We start from the raw sequence: 26,253 nt of genomic DNA, 5'->3' as shown, positions 1-26,253 counted from the left end.
ACTGTCATTTAATTACGATCCTCTTTGTGACGGTTTCTTTGTTGGTGGTCACTTTTAAATAATACAATCCGGTTTTAAATTTATTAATGTCGACTGAAATTTTCCGGCTCCAAACGTCTGTAAAATTCTGGTATTGAAGCGCATTTCCCAACTGATCATAAAGTGTAACAGAAAAATTCTGAAAGTCAGAAAAACGAATATTGGCATTAACTTCTGCAATGGCCGGATTTGGAAAAACATCAACAAGTAAATTATCAGAAGGATCCAGCCTGCCAATTTTGGCTGACTCAACCAATTTAATCCTTCGTGGGCTGAGAGCCAAAACTGCTTTCATCCTGGCCAACTGGTCCGCAGTAAAAATATTCATACACGAATCAGGAGAGTAATCCATATAATTCTCAATCATATTCCGTGTTCTAAAACCAGAACAATTGGAATATTTATCGGTGCAGACGGTAGTCTGGTTCGATCCCTCAGCGGGTGGTGTATCAGTACAAAAATCATCCCCGCAAAATGCATCTCCCCAGGTATGAATTAAACCAAGCCAGTGGCCGATTTCATGTGTGGTGGTTCTTCCGAGATTGTAAATCTTGCTTGTATTTGCGGGTCCATTTCGCCCAAAATAGCGGAAATCAATAATGACTCCGTCTGTTTTTTCATAGATTTCATTTTTGGTAGACAATCCGTCAACACCTACTACGGACGGGAATTGAGAAATACCCAAATAGCTGTCTATGAACCTGCAAATCCAGATATTCAGGTATTTGTCAGAAGGCCAATAAACAATACTGGCAAGCAAATCGTCGTCCGTTATTGGATTAAAAAGACTTCTTTCGGTGTATTGAGTTCTTGTAATTCCGGTTGTACTTTTCCCATTGTCATCGTATTCTGCCAGATAAAATTCAATACCGGCATCCACGCCAACAGGATCAGTATTGAAGCCGTTCGTTCCTGACTTACGACGATAATCCTCATTAAGCACGGCAATCTGGCTACGGATTTGCTCGTCGGATATATTCGGATTGTTTTCACCACCGATTTTACCAACTGCACCATCATAAACAACATGTACCACGATTGGAATTCTTATAATTTCATCGGTCGCAGACTTACGAAGCTGCGACCGGTTATTTTTCAAGTATTCCTGTATTGCTTCTTCTGTCTTAATTTTAGATTGCTGATAATCAGGATTTTTCCTTTCTCTGATAATATCCCGCTCATGCGTTACACAGCGGATCAATAATGAATCGGCCACTTGCGCATCAACATGTACAGGATTAAAAAATCCTATTATTCCAAAACCAATAAAAAGTTTTAATTTAGCTCTCAGATTTTTCATATGCAGCCAGAATGTCCTTAACCAAACGGTGGCGTACAACGTCAGATCCGTCAAGTTCAACGAAACTGATTCCTTTAATACCTTTCAAAATAGTCAGAGAATCAATCAAACCGGATTTCAGGTTTTTGGGAAGGTCAATCTGTGATTTATCGCCAGTAATGATCGCCTTGGAACTTGGCCCCATACGTGTCAAAAACATTTTCATTTGCATTGGTGTGGTATTTTGGGCCTCATCAAGCAAAATAAATGCATTGTTCAGTGTCCGGCCTCTCATGTAAGCGAGCGGTGCAATTTCTATCGTCCGGTTTTCCAGATACAATTTCAGCTTTTCCGGAGCGATCATATCGTCCAGCGCATCATAAATCGGCCGTAAATAAGGATCTATTTTTTCTTTTAAATCACCAGGCAAAAAACCCAGATTTTCCCCTGCTTCAACGGCCGGACGTGTTATTATAATTTTCTTAACCTCTTTATTTTTCAGTGCACGCACTGCGATAGCCACAGCCGTATAGGTCTTTCCCGTTCCTGCCGGCCCCACTGCATAGACCAGATCAAACTTTGCAGCAGCCTCAACCAGCAATTTCTGATTAGCCGTTTTCGCCTTGACTACCAGACCTTTATTACCATAAATGATAACATCCGCATCATCTTCTGCATTCTGAACGGCTGGTCTTGAAATGCCGTTTAAATAAACTTTAACATTTTCATTGGTAACTTTTCCGTATTTCTGGTAGTGAGCAACCAGCGATTCCAGTATATCCGTAATGCGCATAATTTCTGGCGCAGTACCCTGAATACGGATTTCATTTCCGCGGGAAATAATTTTGCTTTTTGGAAAAGCAGCGGACACTTCTTTAATATTCGAATTGTGAATGCCCAAAAAATCGACCATAGAGACGTCTTCGAGCGTGATGATTTTTTCTAGCAAATGAATGATCGTTTTAGCGTGAATTAAATTCTCATAAAATTTAGTAATAATAACCAACAAATTTTCGATTATGATGCATAATTAAAAATTTCGGACTTCATTTTAACGTCGTTAAATAAATATATCCTGATCAACTATTTCAGTATCAGTCATACAGGTCTATTTTAGAATTAATAAAAAAATAGTTGTTGCAAGTTCCTTTTCTCACAGCTGCCTAATGATTAATTTTGTCTTACATGGAAAATGACAAGGCACCAAATCAATACAGCAAGACAGGTAGTAAAACAGGTTCTTCCAATGGAAGATCTTCAAACACGCGCACCCAAAGTTTTGACCAAAATTATGGCAAACTACCACCCCAGGCAACCGATCTTGAAGAAGCGGTTCTTGGCGCTTTAATGATCGAAAAGGATGCATTAACTGCGGTTGTAGATATTTTGCGACCTGAAAGTTTTTACAAAGATTCTCATCAGCGGATATACAAAGCGATACTAACCTTATTTGCTGATTCTGAGCCAATTGATATGCTTACCGTGATTTCCAAGTTACGGAGCACCGGCGAAGTTGAAATCATAGGCGGGGCGTCGTACATTATCGGCCTTACCTCAAAGGTAAATTCGGCGGCCAATATTGAATACCACGCCCGGATCATCACGCAGGCCTCCATCAGGCGGGAATTAATTACGATTTCTTCCGAGATTCAAAAAGAAGCTTTTGAGGATACTACGGACGTTTTCAAACTGCTTGATAAAACGGAACAGGCACTGTTCCAGATTTCGGAATCCAATATCAAGAAAAACTATTCTGACATGGGAACGCTGATGCGCCAAGCCCTGGATGAACTTGATAAAAAGAAAAATAATAAAGACGGATTAACCGGCGTTCCGTCAGGTTTCAGCGCGCTGGATAGAATTACTTCTGGCTGGCAAAAGACGGAACTCGTTATTCTTGCAGCGCGTCCCGGTATGGGAAAAACTGCGTTTGTGGTTTCCTCACTGCGAAATGCTGCGGTTGATTTTAACATGGCAGTAGCCATTTTCTCCCTTGAAATGTCCTCGGTTCAGTTAGTGAATCGTCTAATATCGGCAGAAGCTGAAATTGATAGTGAGAAAATAAGAAAAGGAAGTCTTGCGCCGCATGAATGGGAACAATTGCACCACCGTATTCACAGACTTACCAATGCCCCGATTTATATCGATGACACGCCTGCCCTATCGATTCTTGAACTTCGTGCAAAATGCCGCCGGTTAAAGGCACAGCACGATATTCAAATGATTGTAATTGACTACTTGCAGCTAATGACAGGCGATACGGGTGGAAAAGGCGCTGGTAACCGGGAACAGGAAATTGCCATGATTTCGCGTTCATTGAAAAACCTCGCAAAAGAACTTGATGTACCGGTGATAGCGCTGTCACAGCTAAGCCGGGCCGTTGAAACACGCGGTGGAGAAAAAAGACCACAACTTTCAGATTTAAGGGAATCCGGATCTATCGAGCAGGATGCCGATATGGTTATTTTCCTTTATCGTCCTGAATATTATGGTATTACAGAAGATGAAACCGGAAATTCAGTAGCCGGTGTCGGTGAGGTGATTATTGCAAAAAACAGAGCAGGATCTCTGGAAACTGTTCAGCTTCGATTCATAGGTAAATACACCAAATTTGCCGATCTCGATGCCCAGTTTGCACCTGCACCTTTTTCTGTTGACCGTCCGATAACAAATGCTAACCCGATTTCTTCTTTTGAAAGCCAGGGCAGAAATAATCCGGCACCAAGTAATCCGGCTACGGGCGGAACGCTTAGAAGCCGTGCCAATGATTTAAACAATTTTGATTACAAAGGCCCCGACAGCGAACCTCCGTTTTGATATAAAACATCAAAAACTCATACAAATATTCAAAAAGAAAGTCGCCGGAGAAATTTCTCCGGCGACTTTCTTTTTATTAAAATAATACAATATTTTTAAGTATTAATGGCAAATAATTTCAGCATTTATATAGAAATAATTCTATTCAGTACTTTTCGAATTATCTGTCTTTTCTAACCAAAAGCGCTACATTCTCTACATGATGTGTATTAGGGAACATGTCCACAGGCTGCACTTTTGTTACTTCATAATCTTCCGACATCAGCGCCAGATCTCTTGCCTGTGTAGCCGTGTTACAGCTTACATAAACCACTTTATCCGGCGCAGCTTTCAAAATAGTTTCTATTACCGGCACATCCATTCCTGCCCGCGGAGGATCGGTGATGATCACATCAGGTCTTCCATGTTTTGCTAAAAACGATTCGTTCATGATCCAGCGCATGTCTCCGGCGAAGAATTCGGTATTCGTAATGCCATTTAGAGCAGAATTAATTCTGGCATCCTTAACCGCCGCCTCAACGTATTCCACACCTACTACTTTTTTGGCTTGCCTGGCAACAAAATTTGCTATCGTTCCCGTGCCCGTATACAAATCATAAACGGATTCATTTCCCGTCAGCCCTGCATATTCTCTTGTTACTTTAAAAAGATTATAAGCCTGCTCAGAATTGGTTTGATAAAATGATTTCGGGCCAACCAAGAAGGTCAGATCTTCCATCGTTTCACGAATCGTTCTTTCTCCGGAAAAGTTAACCACCTCCTGATCCTGATACGAATCATTTCCTTTCAGGTTGACGATATAATTCAGTGAGGTAATTTCAGGATGCGTATCCCTCATATAGTTCATCACCTTGTCAATCGCTTCATCATTTTTTTCACCAAACTGAACGATAACCATGACGTCGCCCGAATTTGCCGTCCTTACAACCAGATTTCGAAGTATTCCGACATTGTACTTCACATCGTAATATGGAATACCCTGCGCTTCCCCAAACGCATGAAGAGAGTTTCTTAATGCATTGGAAGGGTCTGGCTGCAAATGGCATTTTTCAACGGTAAAAATTTTATCAAAGCGTTTTGGTACATGAAAACCCAAAGCGTTTTTCGAAAACTTTTCACCCGAATCAAGCTGCTCTTTCGTTACCCAGCGATAATTTGAAAAAGTAAATTCCAGTTTATTGCGGTAAAAAGTAGTTTCCGGTCCTGCCAGGATTGGATTAATCTCAACATTTTTAATTTTACCGATTCTTTGAAAATGATCAATAACCTGTTGTCTTTTAAAACCAAGCTGATGCTCATAGCCAATATGCTGCCATTTACAGCCACCGCAAACATTGAAATGCTGGCAGTAAGGCTCAGTCCTCAATGAAGAATATGCGTGTACTTTTGTTACAATAGCTTCCTTTAATTTCTTTTTGGTCCGCACCACTTCCAGGTCAACAATATCACCCGGCGCCACGTCACCCTCAATAAAAATCACCCCGTCTTCCGATTTAAATATACACTTGCCTTCTGCCGCGAAATCAGTAATTTCAACGTATTCATACCTGGTACCCTTTGACATTTTTTCCCTTTTTATTTCTAAACTTTAATACTATCGCCTAATTTTTACTGAAGCGTCCGTTATGAAAAACCGATTGATTTTATCCTTCGTACTTCTATTATGCATTCTTGAAGCCAAAGCCACGCACATTGTTGGCGGGCAACTTTTCATCACAGAAAACAAAAACAGTTCCTATAATTACAAGATCGGGCTTACCATGTACTTCGATGCACTCAACGGAAATCCCGGTGCCGAAGACGATGTTGCCTACATTTACGTGTTCCGAAAAAGAGATAATGCATCCGTAGGTTACGTTTCAGCCCCAAAAATAGAACGAAAAAACGTCACCTACGCAAATCCCCTATGCGGAATATCTTCGACCGAGACAATTATGATCTCTTATGCCAGTGATGTCCTGCTTGAATCTACCGTTTTTAACGATCCTGGCGGCTATTATATGGTCTGGGACAGATGCTGCAGAAATGCTGCAATCACCAATATAAAATCACCCGGATCGGCCGGTAGTTTGTTTTATCTGGAATTTCCGCCGATCGTAAAAAACAATAAAGTTTTTTCAAATTCCTCGCCGGTTTTCCCCGCCATCCAGGGAGATTATGCCTGCGTAAACTCTCCCTTCTATTTCAATTTTGGCGGAACGGATGCTGACGGAGACAGCCTGACATACCGGCTTATTACGCCTTTGCAGGGATATTCCACCAAAGACAGGCCGGGTATTCAGGCAATAGGCTCTTCCAGTTATCCCACTTTAACCTGGATCGATGGTATCACCAATGCCAACATTATTCCCGGAAGCAAGCCCTTAACCGTGGATCCAAAAACCGGTATGCTCTCTGTAACACCAGGAAATTTAGGTCTCTACGTTTTTGCAGTTCAGATTGACGAATTCAGGAATGGTGTTAAAATTGGAACATTAACCAGAGACTTCCAGCTGAAAGTTGTTGACTGCCCGAAAATGAGTGCACCCAAAATACTTTTCAAACAAAAAGGTAGCAGCTCATTTTATAACAGCAACCAGATCGTCACCATAAAAGATGGCGACCCGAATTGCTTTGAAGTCATGGTAACCGATCCGACGATCAATGACCTGATCAAAGTTCAGGGTCATGCAATTAACCAAACCAATGATTACTTCTCACTTTTTCCGCTCGAATACAAAACCACAGTTGCCAATGACACCATGCGTTTTCAGGTTTGTCTGGATGAATGTTTCATTACTTACGACAACCGTCCTATTCGAATCGAATTAATTGCACAGGATCAAAGCTGCCCGATTCCATTGATGGATACGCTGGTTATTTACATCCGGCGTGAAAGCAGCGGCAACAACCCTCCTGTTGTAACAACATCACTACAAACCGATTATGTACATGTTGTTGCCGGAACAGCAGTAAGTTTTACAGTTTTCGGAAAAGATTCAGACTCAGACACACTGAGTTTATCAGGAGCGGGGGAAAATTTCACACTGTCTTCAAAATCGATGATTTTCAAAACTGCGGGCGGAAAAGCATCAGTTCAATCTGATTTCAACTGGGTGCCGCCGTGTAATGCCCTTGAAGGAGATACTTTAAAAGTCGATTTTATTGCCGAAGATCTGAGATGTGCCGGAAGTGGCCTGAAAGCCTCTAAAACCATATATTTCATCGTTGACCAATCTCCAAACCATTCGCCGGCAATTACAACCTCTCTTGTAACTTCGGATGTCAGCTATATGTTGGGATCACATGGAGGCATTACTTTTCAAGTCAAAGCCATAGATCCGGACACCAATACAATCTCGCTCAGTGCATCGGGAAGAGGTTTTGAGCTGAAATCTGTTGGCATTTCGTTCGAAAACAAGACCGGGATCAAGCAGTTAATTTCAGATTTTTCATGGTATCCCGACTGTTCCCTCATGAATGGCGACAGCAGCCAGTTATTTACCATCGATTTTACCGCCAGGGACAAGAGTTGCACTGCTTCCCTTGATACAATCTCTGTTACCATATCTTTGCGTGATTTAGAGACAGAATCTGAAATTGATTTACCCAATGTAATTACACCAAACGGCGACGGGAAAAATGACTGTCTCGTTTTTCAGGAACTTCCTGCGGGCACGTGTAATGATCAGTTTAAAGATGTGACGATATTTAACCGCTGGGGCAAACAGATTTATTTTTCAAAAGATAAAACCAAAGATTGGTGCCCGAATGACATTTCGGGAGGATACTACTATTATGTCATAAAATATACTAAAAGGACATATAAAGGTGGATTGACCGTTTTGAAATAATTGTTTTCCAAAATGATTTTTGCTCTAAGCATGATATTTTTCGTAAAATCATGAAAGGGCAAATTATAAAACAATCGCTCAAAAACGGATTTTTAAAAATTCGATTTGTTCAAACAACACATTCAAATTCTTTATTCTCTATACTAAACTCTACATGATGACTTCACCACAACAATTATCTTTTCTTCTGGCCCGACTTTCCGTTGGTATGAGCATGTTTGGCCATGGACTGGTCAGACTTCCCAAACTTCATGGTTTCAGTAACTGGATGGTTGGGCAATTCGAAAAGTCCATGTTACCAGAAATCGTCGTTACTCCGTTCAGCTATATCCTTCCTGTTGCCGAATTACTGGTAGGTATATTTCTATTGATTGGCCTCTTTACCAAACAGACGCTAATAGCAGGTTCACTTGTAATGATCGCCCTCATTTTTGGTAGTTCCATGATTGAAGAATGGGGAGCTATTCCTTCACAATTAATTCATGCTGCCTTTTTCTCAGTTTTACTAACCTTTGAAAAGTCCTATAACTGTTTTGCTGTCGACGCTGTACTGGAACGCAACAGACAGGGAAACATTTAATGGTTAATATTAATAACACTTATAGAAAGCTATCAAATTATTTAACTTTAAATATTATTTATTTATACTAAAAGTATTATTCATTAAATACTTTTAATGAATTTAAAAAGTATAAAATAATATTCGAAATTGATTCTTATAAAATATATTGATAATACTAAAAATACAGTAATATTAATACTAATAATATGGTTTATAAATACTAAAAGTAATAATATATTTAACTATAACACTCATATTACTAATATTTTATAAAAAAATTAAATTTTTAATTTAGATAAATATATCAATCAAAATTGCACACCAATTCTATTCCTGTTCAAACCAATTATTTTTCTTCGATAAGTTTTATTTTCAAATAACTTAATATAACTTTGTACTGTAATAATAAAAATTACAGTATGAGTAACGGAAGATTTGCGATATCAGTACATATTCTAACATTGCTTGCAAGCGAACCAGAACAATATTGTTCATCAGAATATCTTTCTGGCAGTATCAATATTAATCCTGTGTTAGTTCGCAAGGAACTGGTCAATTTACGAAATCATGGATTAGTTATAAGTAAAGAAGGAAAAACCGGCGGTAGTACGCTGGCAAAATCAGCAGGACTAATTGCCATGTCCGACATTTATGATGCCGTTCGCGAAAAACAATTCCTCGGCAAAAGTATTAATGAACCCAACCCTGCCTGTACAATTGGAAGGCAAATCAATCAGCATTTGGATGATCTGTACCGGGAATCAGAGCGGGCTCTAATGCAAAGTCTGGATAAAATGACACTGGCAGAATTTCTTCAAAAATTCAGTTAATTTATTTAAACTAAACTGTAACAATTTTCATTTCAGTAATACCTGTTTTAACTTTAAAATCAATCAAAATGAAAGTAGCATTAATCGGAGCAACTGGATTTGTTGGCTCACATTTGGTAACAGAATTGACAAACCGCGGGCATGAAGTTACTGCCATTGTTCGCAGCCCTGAGAAAGTAACAGCACAAAGTCCGTTGCTTAAAGTGGTAGAGGGAGATGTTTTTAATGAAGACAAACTTGCCGGTTTACTGACGGGAAATGACGTAGTACTTAGTGCCTACAACCCTGGCTGGACAAATCCCGATATTTATGCTGAATTTCTTAAAGGATCAGCAGCAATTCAATCTGCAACAAAGAAATCCGGAGTAAAAAGATATTTTGCCGTAGGTGGCGCAGGTAGCCTTGAAGTTGCTCCTGGCGTGCAACTTATCGACACCCCGGGCTTCCCGGAAGAAATCAAACCCGGCGCAAATGCTGCCCGTGAATATTATGATATTTTAAAGAATGAAACTGAACTTGACTGGACGGTTATCAGTCCTGCTATTGAAATGCATCAGGGAACTGCCGGCATTCGTAAAGGTGTTTACAGAATCGGCGAGAACAGTCCGGTTTTTGATGAAAATGGCCGTAGCGTAATCTCAGTTGAGGATATGTGTATGGCAATTGTTGATGAATTGGAGCAACCAAAGTTCATCAAAAAGCGTTTCACTACTGCGTACTGATCATTCGAATTAATCATGTTTTCAAAAACAAAAGGATGATAGTTTTGAACATTTTCAAGTCCTTTTGTTTTTGATCTACAAATAATGCTGATGGATAGAGCGCATTTTATCAAAGCAATTTCGCTTTTACCGCTTACGCTAAATACAATGAAATTAAACGATCTGAAAAACATAACAGACGATTTTAAAAGCAGCGATCTTATGCCAGTTCTCTTTACCGGACACGGGTCGCCCATGAACGGCATTGAAGACAATGAATTTACCGAATATTGGAAAAAACTTGGAAACGAAATTGCAAAACCAACCGCAGTTTTATGTATTTCCGCCCACTGGCTAACAAAAGGAACGAAGATAACAGCCATGACGGCGCCGAAAACGATCCATGATTTTGGGGGATTTCCCCAAGCATTATTTGATGTACAATACCCGGCCCCTGGAGATCCCACACTTGCTCAGGAAACTGCTTCACTAATAAAAAGCACACATGTAGGGCTTGATCATGAATGGGGTTTGGATCATGGAACCTGGTCGGTGGTTCGTCAGATGTATCCGGAAGCTAATATTCCTGTTTTACAGTTAAGTATTGATTATGGAAAACCCGCAGCTTATCATTATGCACTCGCGAAAGAACTGGCTGGTTTAAGAAAAAAAGGTGTCTTGATTATTGGCAGTGGAAATATGATCCACAATTTACGGATGATCGCATGGGATAAAGCGCAGCTACCTGAATATGGTTTTGATTGGGCGATTGAATTAAATGCTAAATTTAAAGAACTGATTCTAAACGGAAATCATGAGCCAATCATCAATTATCAGCATTTTGGCATTGCGGGACAATATGCAATACCGACTCCCGATCATTATTATCCTTTACTTTATTCTCTTGGGTTACAAAATAGTAAGGAACAGGCTGCCATTTTCAATGACAAAGCCGTAATGGGCTCTTTAACAATGACTTCTGTACGAATTGGTTAATACCAGGTTGAAAATATATAACAAATGCCCGATCAGGTCTATGGAAATTTCCATAGACCTCTTTTTTCTTTGCTGAACACGATTTAATAACTTGAAACCTGAATCAAATGGCATGATTTTTCTTTGTATTTTGTAAGAAATATTTAACCAAAATCAGGAAAACATGAACCGAGAACTCATAGCCACCACGTCCATTTCAATATTTTCAAGCCCTCTTGAAGTGTGGAAAGCACTGATTGATCCCGATATAATCAAGGAATATATGCACGGAACGGAAACCCAGGCAACCTGGGAACTTCACACGCCGATTACTTTCAGAGGCGAATGGGAAGGTGTTCCATACATCGACAAAGGTGAAATTGTCGAAATAATTCCGGAAAGAGTTTTGAGTTATACCTATTGGAGCCCTTTGTCAGGAACAGAAGATTTTGAAGATAACTATGCAGTCATCACTTATCATATTTCCCCTTATGATGACGAAACAACGCTGACCGTAACACAGGATAATATTGAAGACGATGACAAAGTAATTGCAGCAGAAGAGAACTGGATGAAAACTTTAACTCATTTGAAAAAGATCCTTGAATTAAAAACGCACTAAAAAAATCTGACCGGTACCATTGCCATTTTCGGTTTTTGGTACCGGTTTTTACTCTTTTAATTTAGAAAATTATTCTCAAAAGTCACCTCAGAATAGGGTACAAAATTCAATGTAAACTCAATTAAATTCTACTCTCACAATACAAATCCTTATGTAATCAGTCAGGTTTAATTTTAAATAAAAGGAGTCTTATATTACCAAGACCTTACTTTCCTTAACGAACACAGCTGGACAAAAAATACAATTTCCAATGTAGCTGACAACCAATTTTATTTAACATTGGCTTAACATTGAAGTCTTAATTATTGATGTACCTTGCACGTTTAATCTGACACCATTCATCATAAATACATTTCTTATGTTACATTCATATTTTACTTATAGTAAGTACTATACTTCTGATACTAAAAATACTTATAATATTGCACAATAAGTATTATCAAAAAATATACTTCTAAAAAGTATATAAACACAAAATGCTTATATACAACCAATTGAGATAATTTTCAATTATCTGCTGACACCATAAAAAAGAAAAATTTTGCAATTCACAAAAAAATGGATCTTAGGGTTCGTATTTCTTCTTGTATTTTTAAAGCCCAACATCACTTTTGCCCAGCGTTTTTTAATGGATCTTGTGGATACTACAAACACCATGGGAAAAGGAATGTTATCAATTTATGAACGTTATAACCGCGTTCGGATCAGTGGCTATATTCAACCACAGTTTCAGTTTACAAATTCCAAAGGTGCAGAAAGTTTCGCAGGCGGAAATTTTTCGGAAATTTCTAGCAATCGTTTTATGCTCAGACGTGGCAGACTTCGTGTAGATTATGCACATTTAAATGAAAAGGGAGAACCTACTTCTTACTTCGTTTTTCAGTTTGACGGGACAGAAAGAGGCGTTGCAATCCGTGATTTCTGGGGAAGATTTTATGAAAATAAATTTAAACTGTTTGCGCTCACAACTGGTATGTTCGCGCGGCCTTTTGGCTATGAAGTTAACCTTTCTTCGGCAAATCGTGAATCTCCTGAAAGGGGCAGAATGTCACAAACATTGATGAAAACAGAGCGTGATATTGGTATGATGCTGACAGTAAATAAAAGAAATAAAAATGGGCGTGCTTCGGATTTCAAACTGGATATTGGGGTATTTAACGGTCAGGGAATGTCGGGGCCAACAGATTACGACAGCCATAAAGATGTTATAGCAAGGGTTAGTATGAAGCCGAAGAAAATCAATCCGGCGTCACGCGTATTAATTTCAGCGGCAGTTTCCGGATATGCCGGAGGGATAACCAGTCAGTCAAATGTGTTGTATAAGGTTCAGAAAAAAAGTGACCGTTATGAGATGGTGCGCGACAGCTCCAAAAGTAATTTTGGAAAAGCTGCACCCAGAAATTATGCCGGTGCTGACATCCAGTTTGTAATCCCTAACAAGCGCGGACAAACTGAATTTCGGGCAGAATACATAAAAGGAGAACAAACTGCAACGGCTCTCAGCAGCGAAACTCCGGGAACTTATCCCGCTACCAATGGTTTGAAAGATCCATTATATACAAGAAGTTTTGACGGAGCCTACTTTTATTTCCTTCAAAATCTCAATAGTCTGGACCACCAATTTGTTCTCAAATATGACTGGTATGATCCCAATAAAAAGATTTCCGGAAAAGAGGTGGCCACTGTAAACGGTTTTAGCAAAGCCGATCTACGGTATAATACACTTGGCGTTGGCTATGTTTACCGCGCCAACGAATCCTTGAAATTTATGTTTTATTATGACTTTGTCAAAAATGAAAAGTCAGGTTTGACAGGTTTTACCGAAGATGTAAAAGACAATGTTTTTACGGGCAGGGTTCAATATAATTTTTAATGCGCTGGCTTAAAAAACCGGGCTTGGAATTAATCTCCAAGCCCGGTTTTTTATAAAATATCAATTCGCTGATTTTTCAGGAGCCGAATCGCTCAGTCAATATTTTCTTTCTATAACTAAAAATACCTTTTACTTCATTATTGACAAAAACGGAATCAACGATATCTCCTAAAAACCCTAACGGCAATTTGTAATTTAAAATATCTTCCATTAAAACTCCACCTTCCACTTCTGTAAAATGGTGTTGATGGTGCCAGAACGTATATGGGCCAAAACGCTGCTCATCAATAAAATATTTTCTATCTTCTACATGTGTAATTTCCGTACACCATTTTAAAGGTATTCCAAAAACCGGTTTGACAATGTAGCGAATAATTTGTCCGGCATACATTTGTTCTCCGGAATGTTTTGAAGTAACAACAAAACCCATATGCGGCGGAGTAATTTCTTTCAGGTTTGCCGGATTTGAAAAAAACTGCCATGCTTCTTCCAGAGAAATTGGTAACTGCTGCGTATAATATAACTCTTGCATTAACTAAGTATAGAAATTAAGTTTTGAATAATTTTAATCAAACGGATAAACAATGGTGCCCTGCTTTGTTAAAAATTTCTAGTTTCTACTTTCGGAAGAATCAATAAAATTCTATCTATTCTACTGCCAAATTAATTGATACCTTTCATAGTAAGCGCAATTCTTTTTCTCCCCAAATCAACTTCGGTTACTTTGACTGTAACAATTTGTTGAAGCTTCACAACTTCATTTGGATCTTTGACGTATTGATCTGCCAGCTGAGACAAATGAACCAGTCCATCCTGTTTAACACCAATATCAACAAAAGCACCAAAAGCAGTAATATTCGTAACAATTCCCGGAAGTATCATTCCTATCCGAAGATCATCCGGTTTTCTGACAGAACTATCGAATTCAAACTTTTTCACAGGCGTTCTAGGATCGCGTGACGGTTTTTCAAGCTCCTGCAAAATATCTTTCAAAGTCGGAAGTCCCACGGCATCAGATACATACTTAGACGGATTAATTTCCTTGCGTAATTCTGATTTTTGAACAAGATCTTTGACGGTTGCACCAACATCTTTGGCCATACGCTCGACAATCGGGTAGCTTTCCGGATGTACCGCGCTATTATCCAAAGGATTAGACCCATTTTCAATACGAAGAAACCCGGCAGCCTGTTCAAAAGCTTTTGCTCCTAACTTCGGCACTTTTAAAAGTTGTTGACGCGATTTGAAATCTCCGTTTTTCGACCTAAAATCCACGATATTCTGCGCCAAAGCGGGTCCAAGACCCGAAACATAGCGCAATAAATGCTTACTTGCCGTGTTGAGATTTACGCCTACGGAATTTACGCAGCTTTCTACGACTACATCCAAAGCATTCTTCAATGCTTTCTGGTCAACATCGTGTTGATATTGCCCTACACCGATTGACTTCGGATCAATTTTCACTAATTCTGCCAGAGGATCCATCAAACGGCGGCCGATTGAAATTGAGCCACGAACGGTAACATCCTTATCAGGAAATTCTTCACGGGCTACATCCGACGCAGAATAAATAGACGCACCTTGTTCACTTACTGAGAACAATCCGATTTCATCCGACTTCTTAATTGCAGACAAAAGTTTTTTAACAAAGTCCTCTGTCTCGCGACCAGCTGTTCCGTTACCAACGGCTATTGCTTCAATTTTAAATTTCTGAATCAGATCAGACAAAGTCGCACTTGCTTCATTAGATTTATCAAATGGATAAATGACTTTGTCCGAAATGAGATTTCCCTGGCTGTCCAGCACTACAACTTTGCACCCTGTACGATAACCTGGATCAATGGCCAGAACATTTTTTTGTCCAAGCGGAGATGCAAGAAGCAGCTGTCTCAGGTTTTCTGTAAAAATCTGGATTGCATACTGGTCCGCTCTTTCTTTGGAAAGATTTGTAAATTCAGTCTCAATTCCCGGTTTGAGCAATCTTTTATAACTATCCCGAATCGCAGTTTCAATCTGATCCTTGCTTCCTGGTGTACCTTTTACAAAAATCCTGTCCAGATTACTGATCGCCTGTTCTTCATCCGGAGAAATGTCCACACTCAAAAAACCTTCCTCTTCTCCCCTTCTTAATGCCAGTAAACGATGCGACGGAATTCTGGAAAGCGGCTCAGAAAACTCGAAGTAATCGCGATACTTAACGCCTTCTTCTTCTTTCTTTTTCTTTACCTTTGATGTGATTAGTGCATTCCGCTGAAAAATGGAACGAACCCGGCCTCGCGCATCCTGATTTTCACTGATCCATTCCGCCATGATATCGCGCGCTCCTTGCAAAGCATCGTCCGTTTTTTCAACCTGATCATTCAAATAGGATAATGCTTTTCTTTCCGGATCAGATTCCCGACCTTCGAAAATAAGCTTCGCAAGTGGTTCCAGGCCTTTTTCAATAGCCATTGAAGCACGGGTTTTTCGCTTTTGTTTATACGGCAGATAAAGATCTTCCAGTTCTACAAGTGAAAAAACGCCGGAAATTTGTTTTTTTAACTCTGAAGTAAGCTTTCCCTGTTCTTCAATATTTTTCAGGATTGCTTCCCTGCGTTTCTCCACTTCCTGTTGTTTTTGGTAGGCATCTTTAATCGCTCCGATCTGTACTTCATCCAAACCGCCGGTTGCTTCTTTCCGATATCGGGAGATAAAAGGTAACGTTGCTCCTTCATCAAATAATTGTATTGTATTACGAATTTGTTTTTCTGAAATGCTGGTTTGCTGGGCAATAAGGGGGTAATTCATATCAATATTTTAGCTGTGTTACTATCGTGTAAAAGTAACGAGGGATTTCTTCACATGCCCAATTTATGTAAAAGAAATCAATCTCATAAAAATTAACCAATATCAACATATTCCCAGACAAAATTTTGACTACTTGCATTAACCTTTAATATTTTACTATCAATGAAAAGCTTCAAACTAAATATCTTATTGCTTTTGACTGGATTCCTATTTTCCACTTCTGTCGTTTCTGCTCAAAAAATTTTAGTCGAGACTGAAATTGGAAATATTGTTTTAATACTAAACCCGGAAAAGGCACCGCTGACTGTCAGCAATTTTCTCAAATATGTAAATGTGCATCGATATGACGGAGCCACATTTTACCGGGTGGTGCGTATGGATAATCAGGCAAATAAGAAAATTAAAATTGAGGTAATCCAGGGTGGCCTGGGCGATGATTCAACCAAAAACTTCCCCAGGATCAAGCACGAGTCAACGAATATTACCGGATTGAAACATTTGAACGGAACATTATCCATGGCCAGAAATATCCCAGGATCTGCCGGATCGGAATTTTTTATATGTATAAATGATCAGCCTGAACTTGATTTCGGCGGAAAAAGAAATCCTGACGGCCAAGGTTTTGCTGCCTTCGGCGAGGTAATTTCCGGTATGGATGTAGTTAAAAAAATTCAGGTAAGGGAAACAGGAGATGGAGAGAAAAATCAGACACTTAAATTGCCTGTCAAAATAATAGCAATGAAAGTCATAAAATAGCCAGCAGCAATAAATATATCTACCTAATAATCAGATAAATACATTTATTTCTCTTTAATTTACTCAGGATGGTTTGCCATCCTTGGCTGGTACGTCATCTCCATCCTCCGTTTGTGGCTCCACATTTGTACCCGGAACTACTTCGGGAGCATCCGGGCCTGGAATATCCGGAGTCGGATTCATTGGAGGCATAATTGTTGGATTACCTATATTCGGATAACTATCAGGAAGTTGAGTCCCTGGAAACTCGCTCATTATTGAGTTGAACAAGTCGTTGTATTGAAATTCTGTCATGATGTTTGAGATGATAAGTGTAATCTTCAAACTATGTTTTATAAAAACTGTGCCTGATTTTAATCTATAATTCATCTATTAAATTGAAATAGAGTCAATCCCATTATAATTCTTAAATTCCAAAATAAACCAGAAGTTAACCTTTGATTTACGTATCATTTAATTGCATACAAAACAGTTCAATTTTCAAAATAACTTCACTGTAATACTCTTTTTTATCACCATTTTACCTGCCAACATTTATGTAGCAATCAATCAGCTTGATTATCAAAAAAGCACCTGCGACGGAAACGGGTTAAAATATTTCTGGTTTAGTGTTCCCATGCCGCTTTTCCTGATAGGTTGAGTATGGTTTTTTGCAATTCATAATTCAAACTTCACCATTTAAATAACTAAACACATTATCAAAGCACATTATGAAATTAATTTACACTGCCACTTTTGCTTTTTTTCTTTTCTCCTCTTTTGTGTTGAGCATTAACAGCAAACAAACTTTGCTGATCAGCAACCTTGAAAATAAAACAGGAAAGCTATTTATTGGCTGGTATAGTTCCAAGGAAACTTTCGCAGGAAAAAATCCTGAATTTAAGAAGGAAGTTGACGTCCGTAATTTATCCGAAATCAGTATACCGTTTGATGACATCCCCGATGGGAAATATGGAATTTCGATCTATCTGGATGAAAACAATAATGGAAAAATGGATCTTAATTTCTTAGGTATACCAAAAGAAAAATATGGTTTTTCTAATAATGTATTCCCTGCAACACGTGCAGCCAATTTCCAGGAAACAGCATTTGAAATTCAGGGAAAATCTAAAATAATACCAATACGATTAAAATAAAAAGTCTTAAATTGGTTTGAAGACAATATAATTACCAAAAGAATTCAGTACTGTCGCCGCACAACTCTATATGACTTTTCATAGTTCGGTTGCTGTTTCAAAGGCTACCTTGGAAGGCTGCTATGACTGTTTTTCTGTTATCGAAAAATGCCTGCTGAGATTACTTGAATAGTGATGGTGGGATACGTGTTTTGAAATAACCTTTTGCTATGTTGTTATTTTTTGAAATGGGTTGAATCGATTTAATTTAAACGACTTCATTTTACAATTTCAAGAATCACTGGTTTTTCTTTTCTCCGTATTGGAATAGAAATGTCACCCCTGTTGTTCTGTTAAAAAGAGTAAATATCACCATGAATAATATAAAAATAGGAATACTTGACCAGTCTGTTGTTCGTCATGAAAATAATGTAAGAGAAGCCATTCTCGAAACTATTGAAACAGCAAAACTGGCCGAAAAGCTTGGATACAGCCGTTTCTGGATATCAGAGCACCATAATTCAACTTTTATTGCCGGCTCCACACCGGAAGTGTTGATGGTAAAACTGGCAGATGAAACCAGTCATATCCGGATTGGTTCAGGCGGAATAATGCTGCCGAATCACAGTGCTTTAAAAGTTGCAGAAAATTTCAGGATGCTGGAAACGCTTTTTCCCGGCCGAATTGATTTGGGCATGGGACGTGCACCAGGTACAGATCGCGTTACTTCCACAATTTTAAATCCTTCCAACGATTTCAGCGAGTCAAGTTATTTAAGACAGCTGGAACATTTACAGCATTTTTTCGGTGATACCGCAGGCACAGAACGAGGATTTATTTATGCCACTCCGCAATCTATCACAACTCCCATGCAATGGATTTTGAGTTCGAGCGGCGGTAGCAGTAAAATTGCTGCCAGGTTTGGCATGGGACTTGCTGTTGCCAAATTTATTAACGGTTTTGTTGGACCTGACGTCGTTGAAACCTATCGGAAAAACTTTAAACCATCGGCACAATTTGAAACCCCGCAAGCTATACTTTCTATTTTCGTGATCTGCGGAGAGACCGAAGAACAAGCCATGGCAATGCGAAAAATGATGGATTATATTTTAATTGAATTTGAAAAGGGAAAATCAGGACCCTTCCCGGATCCGGAAATTGTAAGAAATTATCGTTTCACACCCGGCGAACTTGAACGATTAAAATACAACAGCGGTCGGATCATTTCCGGCACACAAGATTTTGTGAAAGAACAGCTTACAAAACTTGCCAACGATTTCGAAGTAGACGAAATTGTTATTTCATCCATGTCCGCTAGCTTTGAATCCAGAAAACGTTCTTTCGAATTGGTGGCAGAAGCATTTAATCTGACTACTTTAGTGCACTGAAACCTGCTTTTCCTATTCTCTCTTATGAACCGTTTTGACCGTATCACCGCCATTTTAATTCAGCTGCAATCCAGAAAAATTGTAAAAGCTCAGGATTTGGCCGAACGATTTGAGATCAGCCTCCGAACGGTTTACAGAGATATGAATACCCTTTCAGAGGCCGGAGTCCCCATTATTGGAGAAGCCGGTATAGGATATTCTATCATGGACGGCTACCGATTGCCGCCGGTTATGTTTACAAAAGAAGAAGCCAGGACTTTCATAACAGCCGAAAAACTGATGGAAAAGTTTACGGATCTTTCTACCAAATCGCATTATCAGTCAGCTATGTTTAAAGTAAAGGCTGTTTTGAAAAGTACTGAAAAAGATCTGGTGGAAGATATGGAACAGCATATTGAAATCCGGCAGAGATATACACTTTTCAATCCAACATTAAACAATACACTCGAAATATTACTGAAAAGTGTGGCTGAAAAAAAAGTCGCAAAAATCAATTACGCTACTTTTGCATCAGAAGAAATTACAGAAAGAGCCATAGAACCTGTTGGAATTTATCATGAAAATAATTACTGGTATGTTATCGCATATTGCTTACTGAGAAACAGTTACAGGAATTTCAGGACGGACCGGATCAATAATATTGAATTGACTGATAAAACATTCAGCCAGAAACACGCTTCATTGAAAGAATATCTGGCGAACGCGCCAAAATATGAAAACCTGGAAACAGTCGTAATCAAAGTGGAACGGCACATTATGCCCTACATCCAGAACCAGAAATATTACTATGGTTTTATCTCCGAAAAGCGTCAGGGAGATAAAATGGAACTCACTTTTTTGACTGCTTACCCGGATAGTTTTTCACGATGGTTTATGATGTTTGCCGAATATGGGGAGATTATGCAACCGGCAAGCTTGACGGAATTGCTCAAAAAAAATATTTGTAAAATAGCCAAACACTTAAACATTTCCTGAGTTCTGCTAAACCAAAATTATCCAGTTAAATTTATTAAATAATGGAAAAACGCACCAACAAATACCGGTTAAATCTGCAATATCTTTCAAGCACCAAAGAAGACGCAATTTTACCGGAACCAATCGAAATTGACTTCGAAAATCATGACAATATTTTCGCGATCATTGAAACTCTAAAAGAGAAGAATCTTTTTAGTGAAGAAAGCCAGGCCACCGAATTTGCGATCGGACTGAAACTATTCAGTGAAGTGATGATCAAAAATAAAAATACACCTTTGTTTGAGGAGTTTTTTCCGGCTTTTGGAACATTCATGAAAAAGCTGAAATCGTCCTGATTTCGTAATAGTTAATGAATTATTATATTGAGAGTTAATCACTTCATCTTTTTATAATGAAAAAAACTTTATCAGGAATTATTTATGTAATTATTGCTGCTTCCCAATTTTTATCATGTCGCAATACCAACATTATCAGCCATTTAAAATTAAATGTTTCCAGTCAATATTGCGCCCCAACGATAGCGTACACTTACAATCCTGAGTTTATACCTTCTTACAATACTGATTCCATCCTGGTAAACAGTAAAACTTTATCGGGAAAATTGTCCGAACATGATATCCTGATGGCGAATGCAACCGGTATACTTTCTCTTGTAAATCAGCTTATTGATTCAAAAAAAGATACAACGCTGAACGGACGAATAAATCGTTTGGAAATCAGCAATAAAATTCAAAATCATCTGCATTTGCTAACAACTGAAATTTCAGGAATTGCTGCGGAACTAGACTGCGAAGGCGAACGCGCAGACCTTTTCGCAGGCTATCTGGACGATCTGAACGATAAAAAGACAGCCCGTTTGACAGGCGCTTCAATCGTGATTGCCGCACTTGCAACGGTAGCTGCCGTCATGGTCAACAACAACGGTTTACAAAACGGAATAACTATTGGAGGTGGTGTTCTTTCTGCCGGACTCGCTGTGTTGACCATAAAACCGCATGGCAAAAAAATGAGCTATACACATGAGCGTAATGTACTGGAAGATATCTGGTTTGCCCCCGAAAAATCAACAGTTTATCCGCCTTTTATCTGGTATATGCTAAAAGAAAAAAGATTCAGTAATAATAAGCAAGAACCGTTAGTACAAACCATCAAAAACCGTTGGAATAAATTTGAGCTGAATAAGGATATTGACAGTACAACAGTTAATATTTTGTTTAAAAACGGAGGAATTTATGATGCCGAAAATCTCCATACAAGAGCAACCATGCTTAATCAGTTACAATCCACAATCCGTTCTATTAATCAGGATATGCAGAGTTTGATGTCAGAATTGAATAATCTGAACACTGATAGATAAATTATCAATTTTAAAAAACATGAAAATCATTAAGATTTTAGCCATTTCCGGCAGTTTGAGAAGTAGTTCAACCAATACAAATATTCTGAAAATCATAGGTGAAATGAGTGCTAAATCCGTTGATTTTCAAATTTTAGAAGGACTTGATACCTTTCCGCATTTCAACCCGGGCGTTGATGAGAATAATGAAAATGTGGCTCTTTTCAGAAGTAAAATCAAAGAAGCGGACGGAGTAATTTTCAGTACGCCGGAGTATGCATTTGGTGTTCCGGGTGTTTTAAAAAATGCCCTGGACTGGACGGTTTCCTCGGGAGAATTTAATGACAAACCTGTTGCCGCCATCAGCGCATCTCCTTTGAATACCGGCGGAGACAAGGCGCTTGCTTCTCTCCTGCTCACGCTAACCGCGCTGGGCACGCTGAAAAATGAAAAATCATATCTATCGATCCCGAATATCAAACAGAAGATCAGTCCCGAAGGAAAACTGACTGACAACGTGCTTCAAAATCAATTAGAGCTGATTTTGAATAACTTGTTGGAACAAATCAGCAACAAAAGCGATTACGACAATTAAATTTCCGTAATCGCTTTTGCCTGTTGTTTTCCTTGTTGGTATGAAAAAAATATTTCAGAATAAAAGACTATAAATTCTATATACATAATATTCTTATTAGTACATTTGAAAAATTACCCGCTCTTCCATAATGCAGTTCTATAAGTAATCATTATTCCAAACAACAATCTTATGTCAGCATTACCAAACAGTACGGTTTTTCAGGATGTACTTTCGGCCAACAGAAAATACTCCTCGAATTTTGGAGATAAATCAAAGTTAACACTTCCGCCTGCAAGACAGTTTGCTATACTTACTTGTATGGATGCACGTCTGGATCCGGCCCAATACGCAGGATTAGCGGAAGGAGACGCACACGTAATCAGAAATGCCGGTGGCCGTGCGAGTGACGATGCCATTCGTTCTTTAATCATTTCGCATAAATTGTTGGGAACAAAAGAATGGTTTGTAATCCATCACACCGATTGTGGAATGGTATTATTTACAGATCAAATCATTCGTGATCTTTTATCAAAAAGTTTAAAAACAGCAGCTGTTGACGAAAATGGCTGGCATAATGTACAGGAAGAAGGTGGATCTGACGAAGCTCGTTTTATTCCTTTTCTAACTTTTACAAATTTGGAAGAAAGTGTAACAGAAGATGTGAAAAGAATAAAATCACATCCACTTGTACCAAAAGATATTCCCGTTTACGGATTTGTATATGACGTAAAATCAGGACAACTTATTGAAGTAAAAGAAGCAACCGAGGCTGGAGTTAGTTACTAAGCTCAGCGTTATTTTAAACAAACTGCCGGGTGCAAAAGCATCCCGGCAATTTGTTTTTTACTTATCAATTCCTTCTAATGCAAACATAAAAGAATATTGCAGGGCAATTTCTTTCAGATATTCAAACCGCCCGGAAGCACCGCCGTGACCGGCTTCCATATTAGTTTGCAACAGTAAAATATTCTTATCCGTTTTATGTGTTCTTAAACGCGCTACCCACTTGGCCGGTTCAAAATACTGAACCTGGCTGTCATGAAGTCCGGTTGTTACCAGCATATTCGGATACTCTTTTTTTTCAACATTATCGTAAGGAGAATAAGACTTCATATAATCATATGAATCTTTATTTTTCGGATTCCCCCACTCGTCAAATTCATTGGTAGTCAACGGAATACTTTCGTCAAGCATTGTAGTAACAACATCAACAAAAGGAACATCAGCGATAATACCGTGCCATAAATCCGGACGCATATTTGAAATTGCCCCCATCAATAAACCACCTGCACTTCCGCCTTCCGCGTACAAATGAGCAGTGGAAGTATATTTTTGTTTGATCAAAAACTCAGCGCAATCGATAAAATCGGTAAAGGTATTTTTCTTCCTAAACAACTTTCCGTCTTCATACCACTGACGCCCCATTTCCTGACCACCCCGGACATGCGCAATCGCAAAAATAAATCCACGATCAAGCAAACTCAAACGGTTTGTACTAAAACCTGCATCCATGCTATTTCCATACGAACCGTAAGCGTACAATAATAACGGAGCGTTTCCTTCCAGTTTGGTTCCTTTTTTAAACACCAGAGAGACCGGAATTTTCAGTCCGTCATGGGAAGTTGCATATAACCTTTCCGTAACATATTGTTCCGGATCATAACCACCCACTACTTCCTGGCGTTTCAGCAATTGCTTTTCCTTCGACACCATTCCGTAGTCATACGTAGAACCAGGCGTAGTGAGCGAAGTGTAATAATAACGTAATGTTTCGGAATTGTATTCCGGGTTAGCGCCAACGTAAGCTGCATAAGCCGGTTCGCCAAAATCGACGTAGTATTCTGAATTTGATTCGATATTTCTAATCCTTAATTGCAGAAGACCGTTTTTCCGTTCTGTAACAACCATGAATTTTTTAAATACTTCAACCCCTTCAATTAAAACATCCTTGCTTGTCGGAATCACTTCCTTCCAGTTTTCAACGCCGGTCTTGTTCAACGGTGTCTCCATCAATTTGAAATTAAGCGCATCTTTATTGGTAACGATCAGGAACTTATCATTCTGATGATCAATGTCATAAAGAACATCCTTCATTCTTGGCTGGAAAACTTCAAATTTCCCTTCCGGTTTATCTGCCTCCAAAATCCGGTATTCCGAAGAAACCGTAGCCGATGAACCGATGATAATATATTTCCCGGATTTGGTTTTCCCTACGCCAATATAATTGCTGTTATCCTTCTCTTTGTACACAACAACATCCTTTTTATCATCATCACCGAGCGTATGTCTTTTGATTTCCTCGCTTAATAAAGTCTTGGGATTTGTTGCCGTATAAAACAAAGTTTTGTTATCATTTCCCCAGACAGAACCGCCGCTTGTTGGAAATATCGCGTCCTTAAATGTTTCGCCAGTTTCAAGATTTTTGACATAAATCGTGTATTGTCGTCTTGAAACCGTATCAACTCCATAGGCCAAAAGTTTATTATCCGGACTGATATTAAAACCGGATGCAGAGTAATAAGGATGATTTTTCGCCATGACATCAACGTCCAGCAAAACTTCCTCAGCAGCTTCCAACCTACCTTTTTTACGACAATATTTAAAATACTGTTCTCCTTCCTCACTTCTGGTATAATAGAAAAAACCGTTTTTAAAGACCGGAACAGATTCATCTTTCTCCTTAATCCGTCCTTTCATTTCACCGAAAAGGTTCGTCTGAAATTGTTTTGTGGCAGCCATCATCGTATCTGTGTACCCGTTTTCTGCTTTCAGATACTCCACTACCTTGTCACTATCAGGCCCCTTGGTAAAAAAATCAGCCATCCAGTAATATTCATCATTTCTTTTATCACCGTGCATTCCCGTTTCGTGCGGTTTTTGATCTGCAACAGGAGGTTTTACATCAGGCCACTTGTATATTTGATTCACTTCTTTACTATGGTTACAGGAAAAAAAGATAACGGCGAAAATGAGTAAAATAATTCGTTTTTGCATAATAATTTGGGGTTAAAAACAAAAAAGAAAGCTGCCGGTCCACGTGATACGAACGGCAGCTTTTATATTTTCAGCTAATCTTCTGCTTATTTAAAATCAGGTTTCAATCCTGGATATTAAACAATTTCACAGCATCTTCATAAGACAGGTTTTCATAATTCATCATACGAATCGCTTGTCCGCCAGGGATTACCACATAACGAAATTGATACGTTGCTGATGGCTGTGCATTTCCATCAAAGGGAGTTGACCAAATTCTTAATGTGTTCAATGCCAGCGAAAAATCGATCAATTCCTCTGTAAAACCTGATTTAACAGTTACCGGAAGCTGGCGGATCTGGGTATCTCCCAGGTTCAGTTTTGCATAAACTAGTACAACACCTTTATCGAGAACATCCTGTGTGATACGCGCAACCGGAATATCAATATAAGAACGTTGAACACTGTTAAAATTTATTCCAGTCCATGCGCCGGCAGCTGCCCAGCTTGAATAAAATACATTGGCTGTTCCTGCCGCTCCTGCCGCGCCAGTTGCTCCGGTAGCACCTGTTGTTCCCACGCCCGCTGGCCCAGCTGGGCCTTCCGGTCCTTTACAAGCCTGCATCATTATCAAACCAAAACACAAAACTGCTAACGTAAATTGTTTTTTCATTGCTTCCATTTTCTCTAATTACTGATAAGTCTTGCCTAAAAAATAAGGCGAAGATGCCAATTTGCAGAATCATAAGCAAAATTTGACCCGCATTTACGTCAGGAAGTGACAAAATAGTCTGCGTTACATTATCTTTGATTTT

Annotated in this window: 24 protein-coding genes; 16 read left to right on the top strand and 8 right to left on the bottom strand. The window is 38.9% G+C overall.

All coding sequences use genetic code 11. The annotated features are described in order from the left end of the window. Positions 1–4 precede the first annotated feature (4 nt). Both FDK13_RS29840 and FDK13_RS29835 read right to left on the bottom strand, forming a co-directional pair. Positions 5–1,339 carry a M43 family zinc metalloprotease gene (locus FDK13_RS29840; protein WP_137343682.1) on the bottom strand — a complete coding sequence of 445 codons (1,335 nt, stop codon included), beginning with the start codon at positions 1,337–1,339 and terminating at the stop codon, positions 5–7. Next, positions 1,320–2,267: a PhoH family protein gene (locus tag FDK13_RS29835; RefSeq protein ID WP_137343681.1), complete on the bottom strand. Its 948-nt coding sequence runs from the start codon at positions 2,265–2,267 to the stop codon at positions 1,320–1,322. Before FDK13_RS29835 ends, FDK13_RS29840 begins: the two co-directional genes overlap by 20 nt. Before the next feature lie 236 nt (positions 2,268–2,503). On the opposite strand from FDK13_RS29835, the gene dnaB reads away from it, so the two are divergent. After that, the gene (dnaB, locus tag FDK13_RS29830; protein ID WP_137343680.1) at positions 2,504–4,135 is read left to right on the top strand and encodes a replicative DNA helicase; all 1,632 of its coding nucleotides are present in this window, start codon (positions 2,504–2,506) and stop codon (positions 4,133–4,135) included. A 160-nt stretch (positions 4,136–4,295) separates the two neighbouring features. Here dnaB and rlmD read toward each other — a convergent pair whose 3' ends face one another. Continuing rightward, positions 4,296–5,699 carry a 23S rRNA (uracil(1939)-C(5))-methyltransferase RlmD gene (gene rlmD, locus FDK13_RS29825; protein WP_137343679.1) on the bottom strand — a complete coding sequence of 468 codons (1,404 nt, stop codon included), beginning with the start codon at positions 5,697–5,699 and terminating at the stop codon, positions 4,296–4,298. 61 nt (positions 5,700–5,760) lie between these two features. On the opposite strand from rlmD, the gene FDK13_RS29820 reads away from it, so the two are divergent. The 7 genes from FDK13_RS29820 (at position 5,761) to FDK13_RS29790 (ending at position 13,531) form a co-directional block, all read left to right on the top strand. Next, positions 5,761–7,968, top strand: a complete 2,208-nt coding sequence (locus FDK13_RS29820; protein ID WP_137343678.1) for a T9SS type B sorting domain-containing protein — start codon at positions 5,761–5,763, stop codon at positions 7,966–7,968. Between the two features lie 154 nt (positions 7,969–8,122). After that, positions 8,123–8,548 (top strand): DoxX family protein, encoded by a 426-nt coding sequence (locus tag FDK13_RS29815; protein WP_220417459.1) that lies wholly within the window; start codon positions 8,123–8,125, stop codon positions 8,546–8,548. 401 nt (positions 8,549–8,949) lie between these two features. Continuing rightward, positions 8,950–9,360: an RrF2 family transcriptional regulator gene (locus FDK13_RS29810; RefSeq protein ID WP_137343677.1), complete on the top strand. Its 411-nt coding sequence runs from the start codon at positions 8,950–8,952 to the stop codon at positions 9,358–9,360. A 68-nt stretch (positions 9,361–9,428) separates the two neighbouring features. After that, the gene (locus FDK13_RS29805) at positions 9,429–10,082 is read left to right on the top strand and encodes an NAD(P)-dependent oxidoreductase (RefSeq protein WP_137343676.1); all 654 of its coding nucleotides are present in this window, start codon (positions 9,429–9,431) and stop codon (positions 10,080–10,082) included. Between the two features lie 147 nt (positions 10,083–10,229). After that, entirely contained in the window at positions 10,230–11,057 is an 828-nt protein-coding gene (ygiD, locus tag FDK13_RS29800) for a 4,5-DOPA-extradiol-dioxygenase (protein ID WP_229216274.1), read from the top strand. A gap of 163 nt (positions 11,058–11,220) precedes the next feature. Next, positions 11,221–11,658: an SRPBCC domain-containing protein gene (locus tag FDK13_RS29795; protein WP_137343674.1), complete on the top strand. Its 438-nt coding sequence runs from the start codon at positions 11,221–11,223 to the stop codon at positions 11,656–11,658. Between the two features lie 541 nt (positions 11,659–12,199). Further along, complete coding sequence (locus FDK13_RS29790; protein ID WP_229216273.1) at positions 12,200–13,531, top strand: putative porin; 1,332 nt, start codon at positions 12,200–12,202, stop codon at positions 13,529–13,531. Between the two features lie 76 nt (positions 13,532–13,607). Here FDK13_RS29790 and FDK13_RS29785 read toward each other — a convergent pair whose 3' ends face one another. Both FDK13_RS29785 and FDK13_RS29780 read right to left on the bottom strand, forming a co-directional pair. Further along, entirely contained in the window at positions 13,608–14,063 is a 456-nt protein-coding gene (locus FDK13_RS29785) for an SRPBCC family protein (RefSeq protein ID WP_137343673.1), read from the bottom strand. A gap of 131 nt (positions 14,064–14,194) precedes the next feature. Beyond that, positions 14,195–16,318: a Tex family protein gene (locus FDK13_RS29780; RefSeq protein ID WP_137343672.1), complete on the bottom strand. Its 2,124-nt coding sequence runs from the start codon at positions 16,316–16,318 to the stop codon at positions 14,195–14,197. Positions 16,319–16,480: 162 nt separating this feature from the next. On the opposite strand from FDK13_RS29780, the gene FDK13_RS29775 reads away from it, so the two are divergent. After that, entirely contained in the window at positions 16,481–17,074 is a 594-nt protein-coding gene (locus FDK13_RS29775) for a peptidylprolyl isomerase (protein WP_137343671.1), read from the top strand. A 63-nt stretch (positions 17,075–17,137) separates the two neighbouring features. Here the strand turns inward: FDK13_RS29775 and FDK13_RS29770 are convergent, their stop codons facing one another. Beyond that, the gene (locus FDK13_RS29770; protein ID WP_137343670.1) at positions 17,138–17,368 is read right to left on the bottom strand and encodes a hypothetical protein; all 231 of its coding nucleotides are present in this window, start codon (positions 17,366–17,368) and stop codon (positions 17,138–17,140) included. Between the two features lie 416 nt (positions 17,369–17,784). On the opposite strand from FDK13_RS29770, the gene FDK13_RS29765 reads away from it, so the two are divergent. The 7 genes from FDK13_RS29765 (at position 17,785) to FDK13_RS29735 (ending at position 23,251) form a co-directional block, all read left to right on the top strand. Then, a complete protein-coding gene (locus FDK13_RS29765; RefSeq protein WP_137343669.1) occupies positions 17,785–18,210 on the top strand; it encodes a DUF2141 domain-containing protein in 426 nt (141 codons plus the stop codon). A 353-nt stretch (positions 18,211–18,563) separates the two neighbouring features. Then, positions 18,564–19,577 (top strand): LLM class flavin-dependent oxidoreductase, encoded by a 1,014-nt coding sequence (locus FDK13_RS29760; protein ID WP_137343668.1) that lies wholly within the window; start codon positions 18,564–18,566, stop codon positions 19,575–19,577. Positions 19,578–19,601: 24 nt separating this feature from the next. After that, positions 19,602–20,552, top strand: coding sequence for a helix-turn-helix transcriptional regulator (locus FDK13_RS29755; RefSeq protein WP_137343667.1), 951 nt, complete (start codon positions 19,602–19,604; stop codon positions 20,550–20,552). A gap of 41 nt (positions 20,553–20,593) precedes the next feature. Next, entirely contained in the window at positions 20,594–20,887 is a 294-nt protein-coding gene (locus FDK13_RS29750) for a DUF3861 domain-containing protein (protein ID WP_137343666.1), read from the top strand. Positions 20,888–20,943: 56 nt separating this feature from the next. After that, on the top strand, positions 20,944–21,909 hold the full coding sequence (locus FDK13_RS29745) for a hypothetical protein (protein WP_137343665.1): 966 nt from the start codon (positions 20,944–20,946) through the stop codon (positions 21,907–21,909). A 19-nt stretch (positions 21,910–21,928) separates the two neighbouring features. Further along, the gene (locus tag FDK13_RS29740; protein ID WP_137343664.1) at positions 21,929–22,483 is read left to right on the top strand and encodes an NADPH-dependent FMN reductase; all 555 of its coding nucleotides are present in this window, start codon (positions 21,929–21,931) and stop codon (positions 22,481–22,483) included. Between the two features lie 171 nt (positions 22,484–22,654). Beyond that, complete coding sequence (locus FDK13_RS29735; RefSeq protein ID WP_137343663.1) at positions 22,655–23,251, top strand: beta-class carbonic anhydrase; 597 nt, start codon at positions 22,655–22,657, stop codon at positions 23,249–23,251. A gap of 57 nt (positions 23,252–23,308) precedes the next feature. On the opposite strand, the gene FDK13_RS29730 is transcribed toward FDK13_RS29735, so the two are convergent. Continuing rightward, positions 23,309–25,459: a S9 family peptidase gene (locus FDK13_RS29730; RefSeq protein ID WP_137343662.1), complete on the bottom strand. Its 2,151-nt coding sequence runs from the start codon at positions 25,457–25,459 to the stop codon at positions 23,309–23,311. Positions 25,460–25,562: 103 nt separating this feature from the next. After that, positions 25,563–26,111 (bottom strand): hypothetical protein, encoded by a 549-nt coding sequence (locus FDK13_RS36460; protein WP_137343661.1) that lies wholly within the window; start codon positions 26,109–26,111, stop codon positions 25,563–25,565. Between the last annotated feature and the right edge of the window lie 142 nt (positions 26,112–26,253).

The organism is Dyadobacter frigoris (genome assembly GCF_005280585.1).
In the GTDB taxonomy this organism is placed as follows: domain Bacteria; phylum Bacteroidota; class Bacteroidia; order Cytophagales; family Spirosomataceae; genus Dyadobacter; species Dyadobacter frigoris.
The sequence above is the reverse complement of the archived record's forward strand: the minus strand, read 5'-3'. Positions and strand labels throughout refer to the sequence as shown.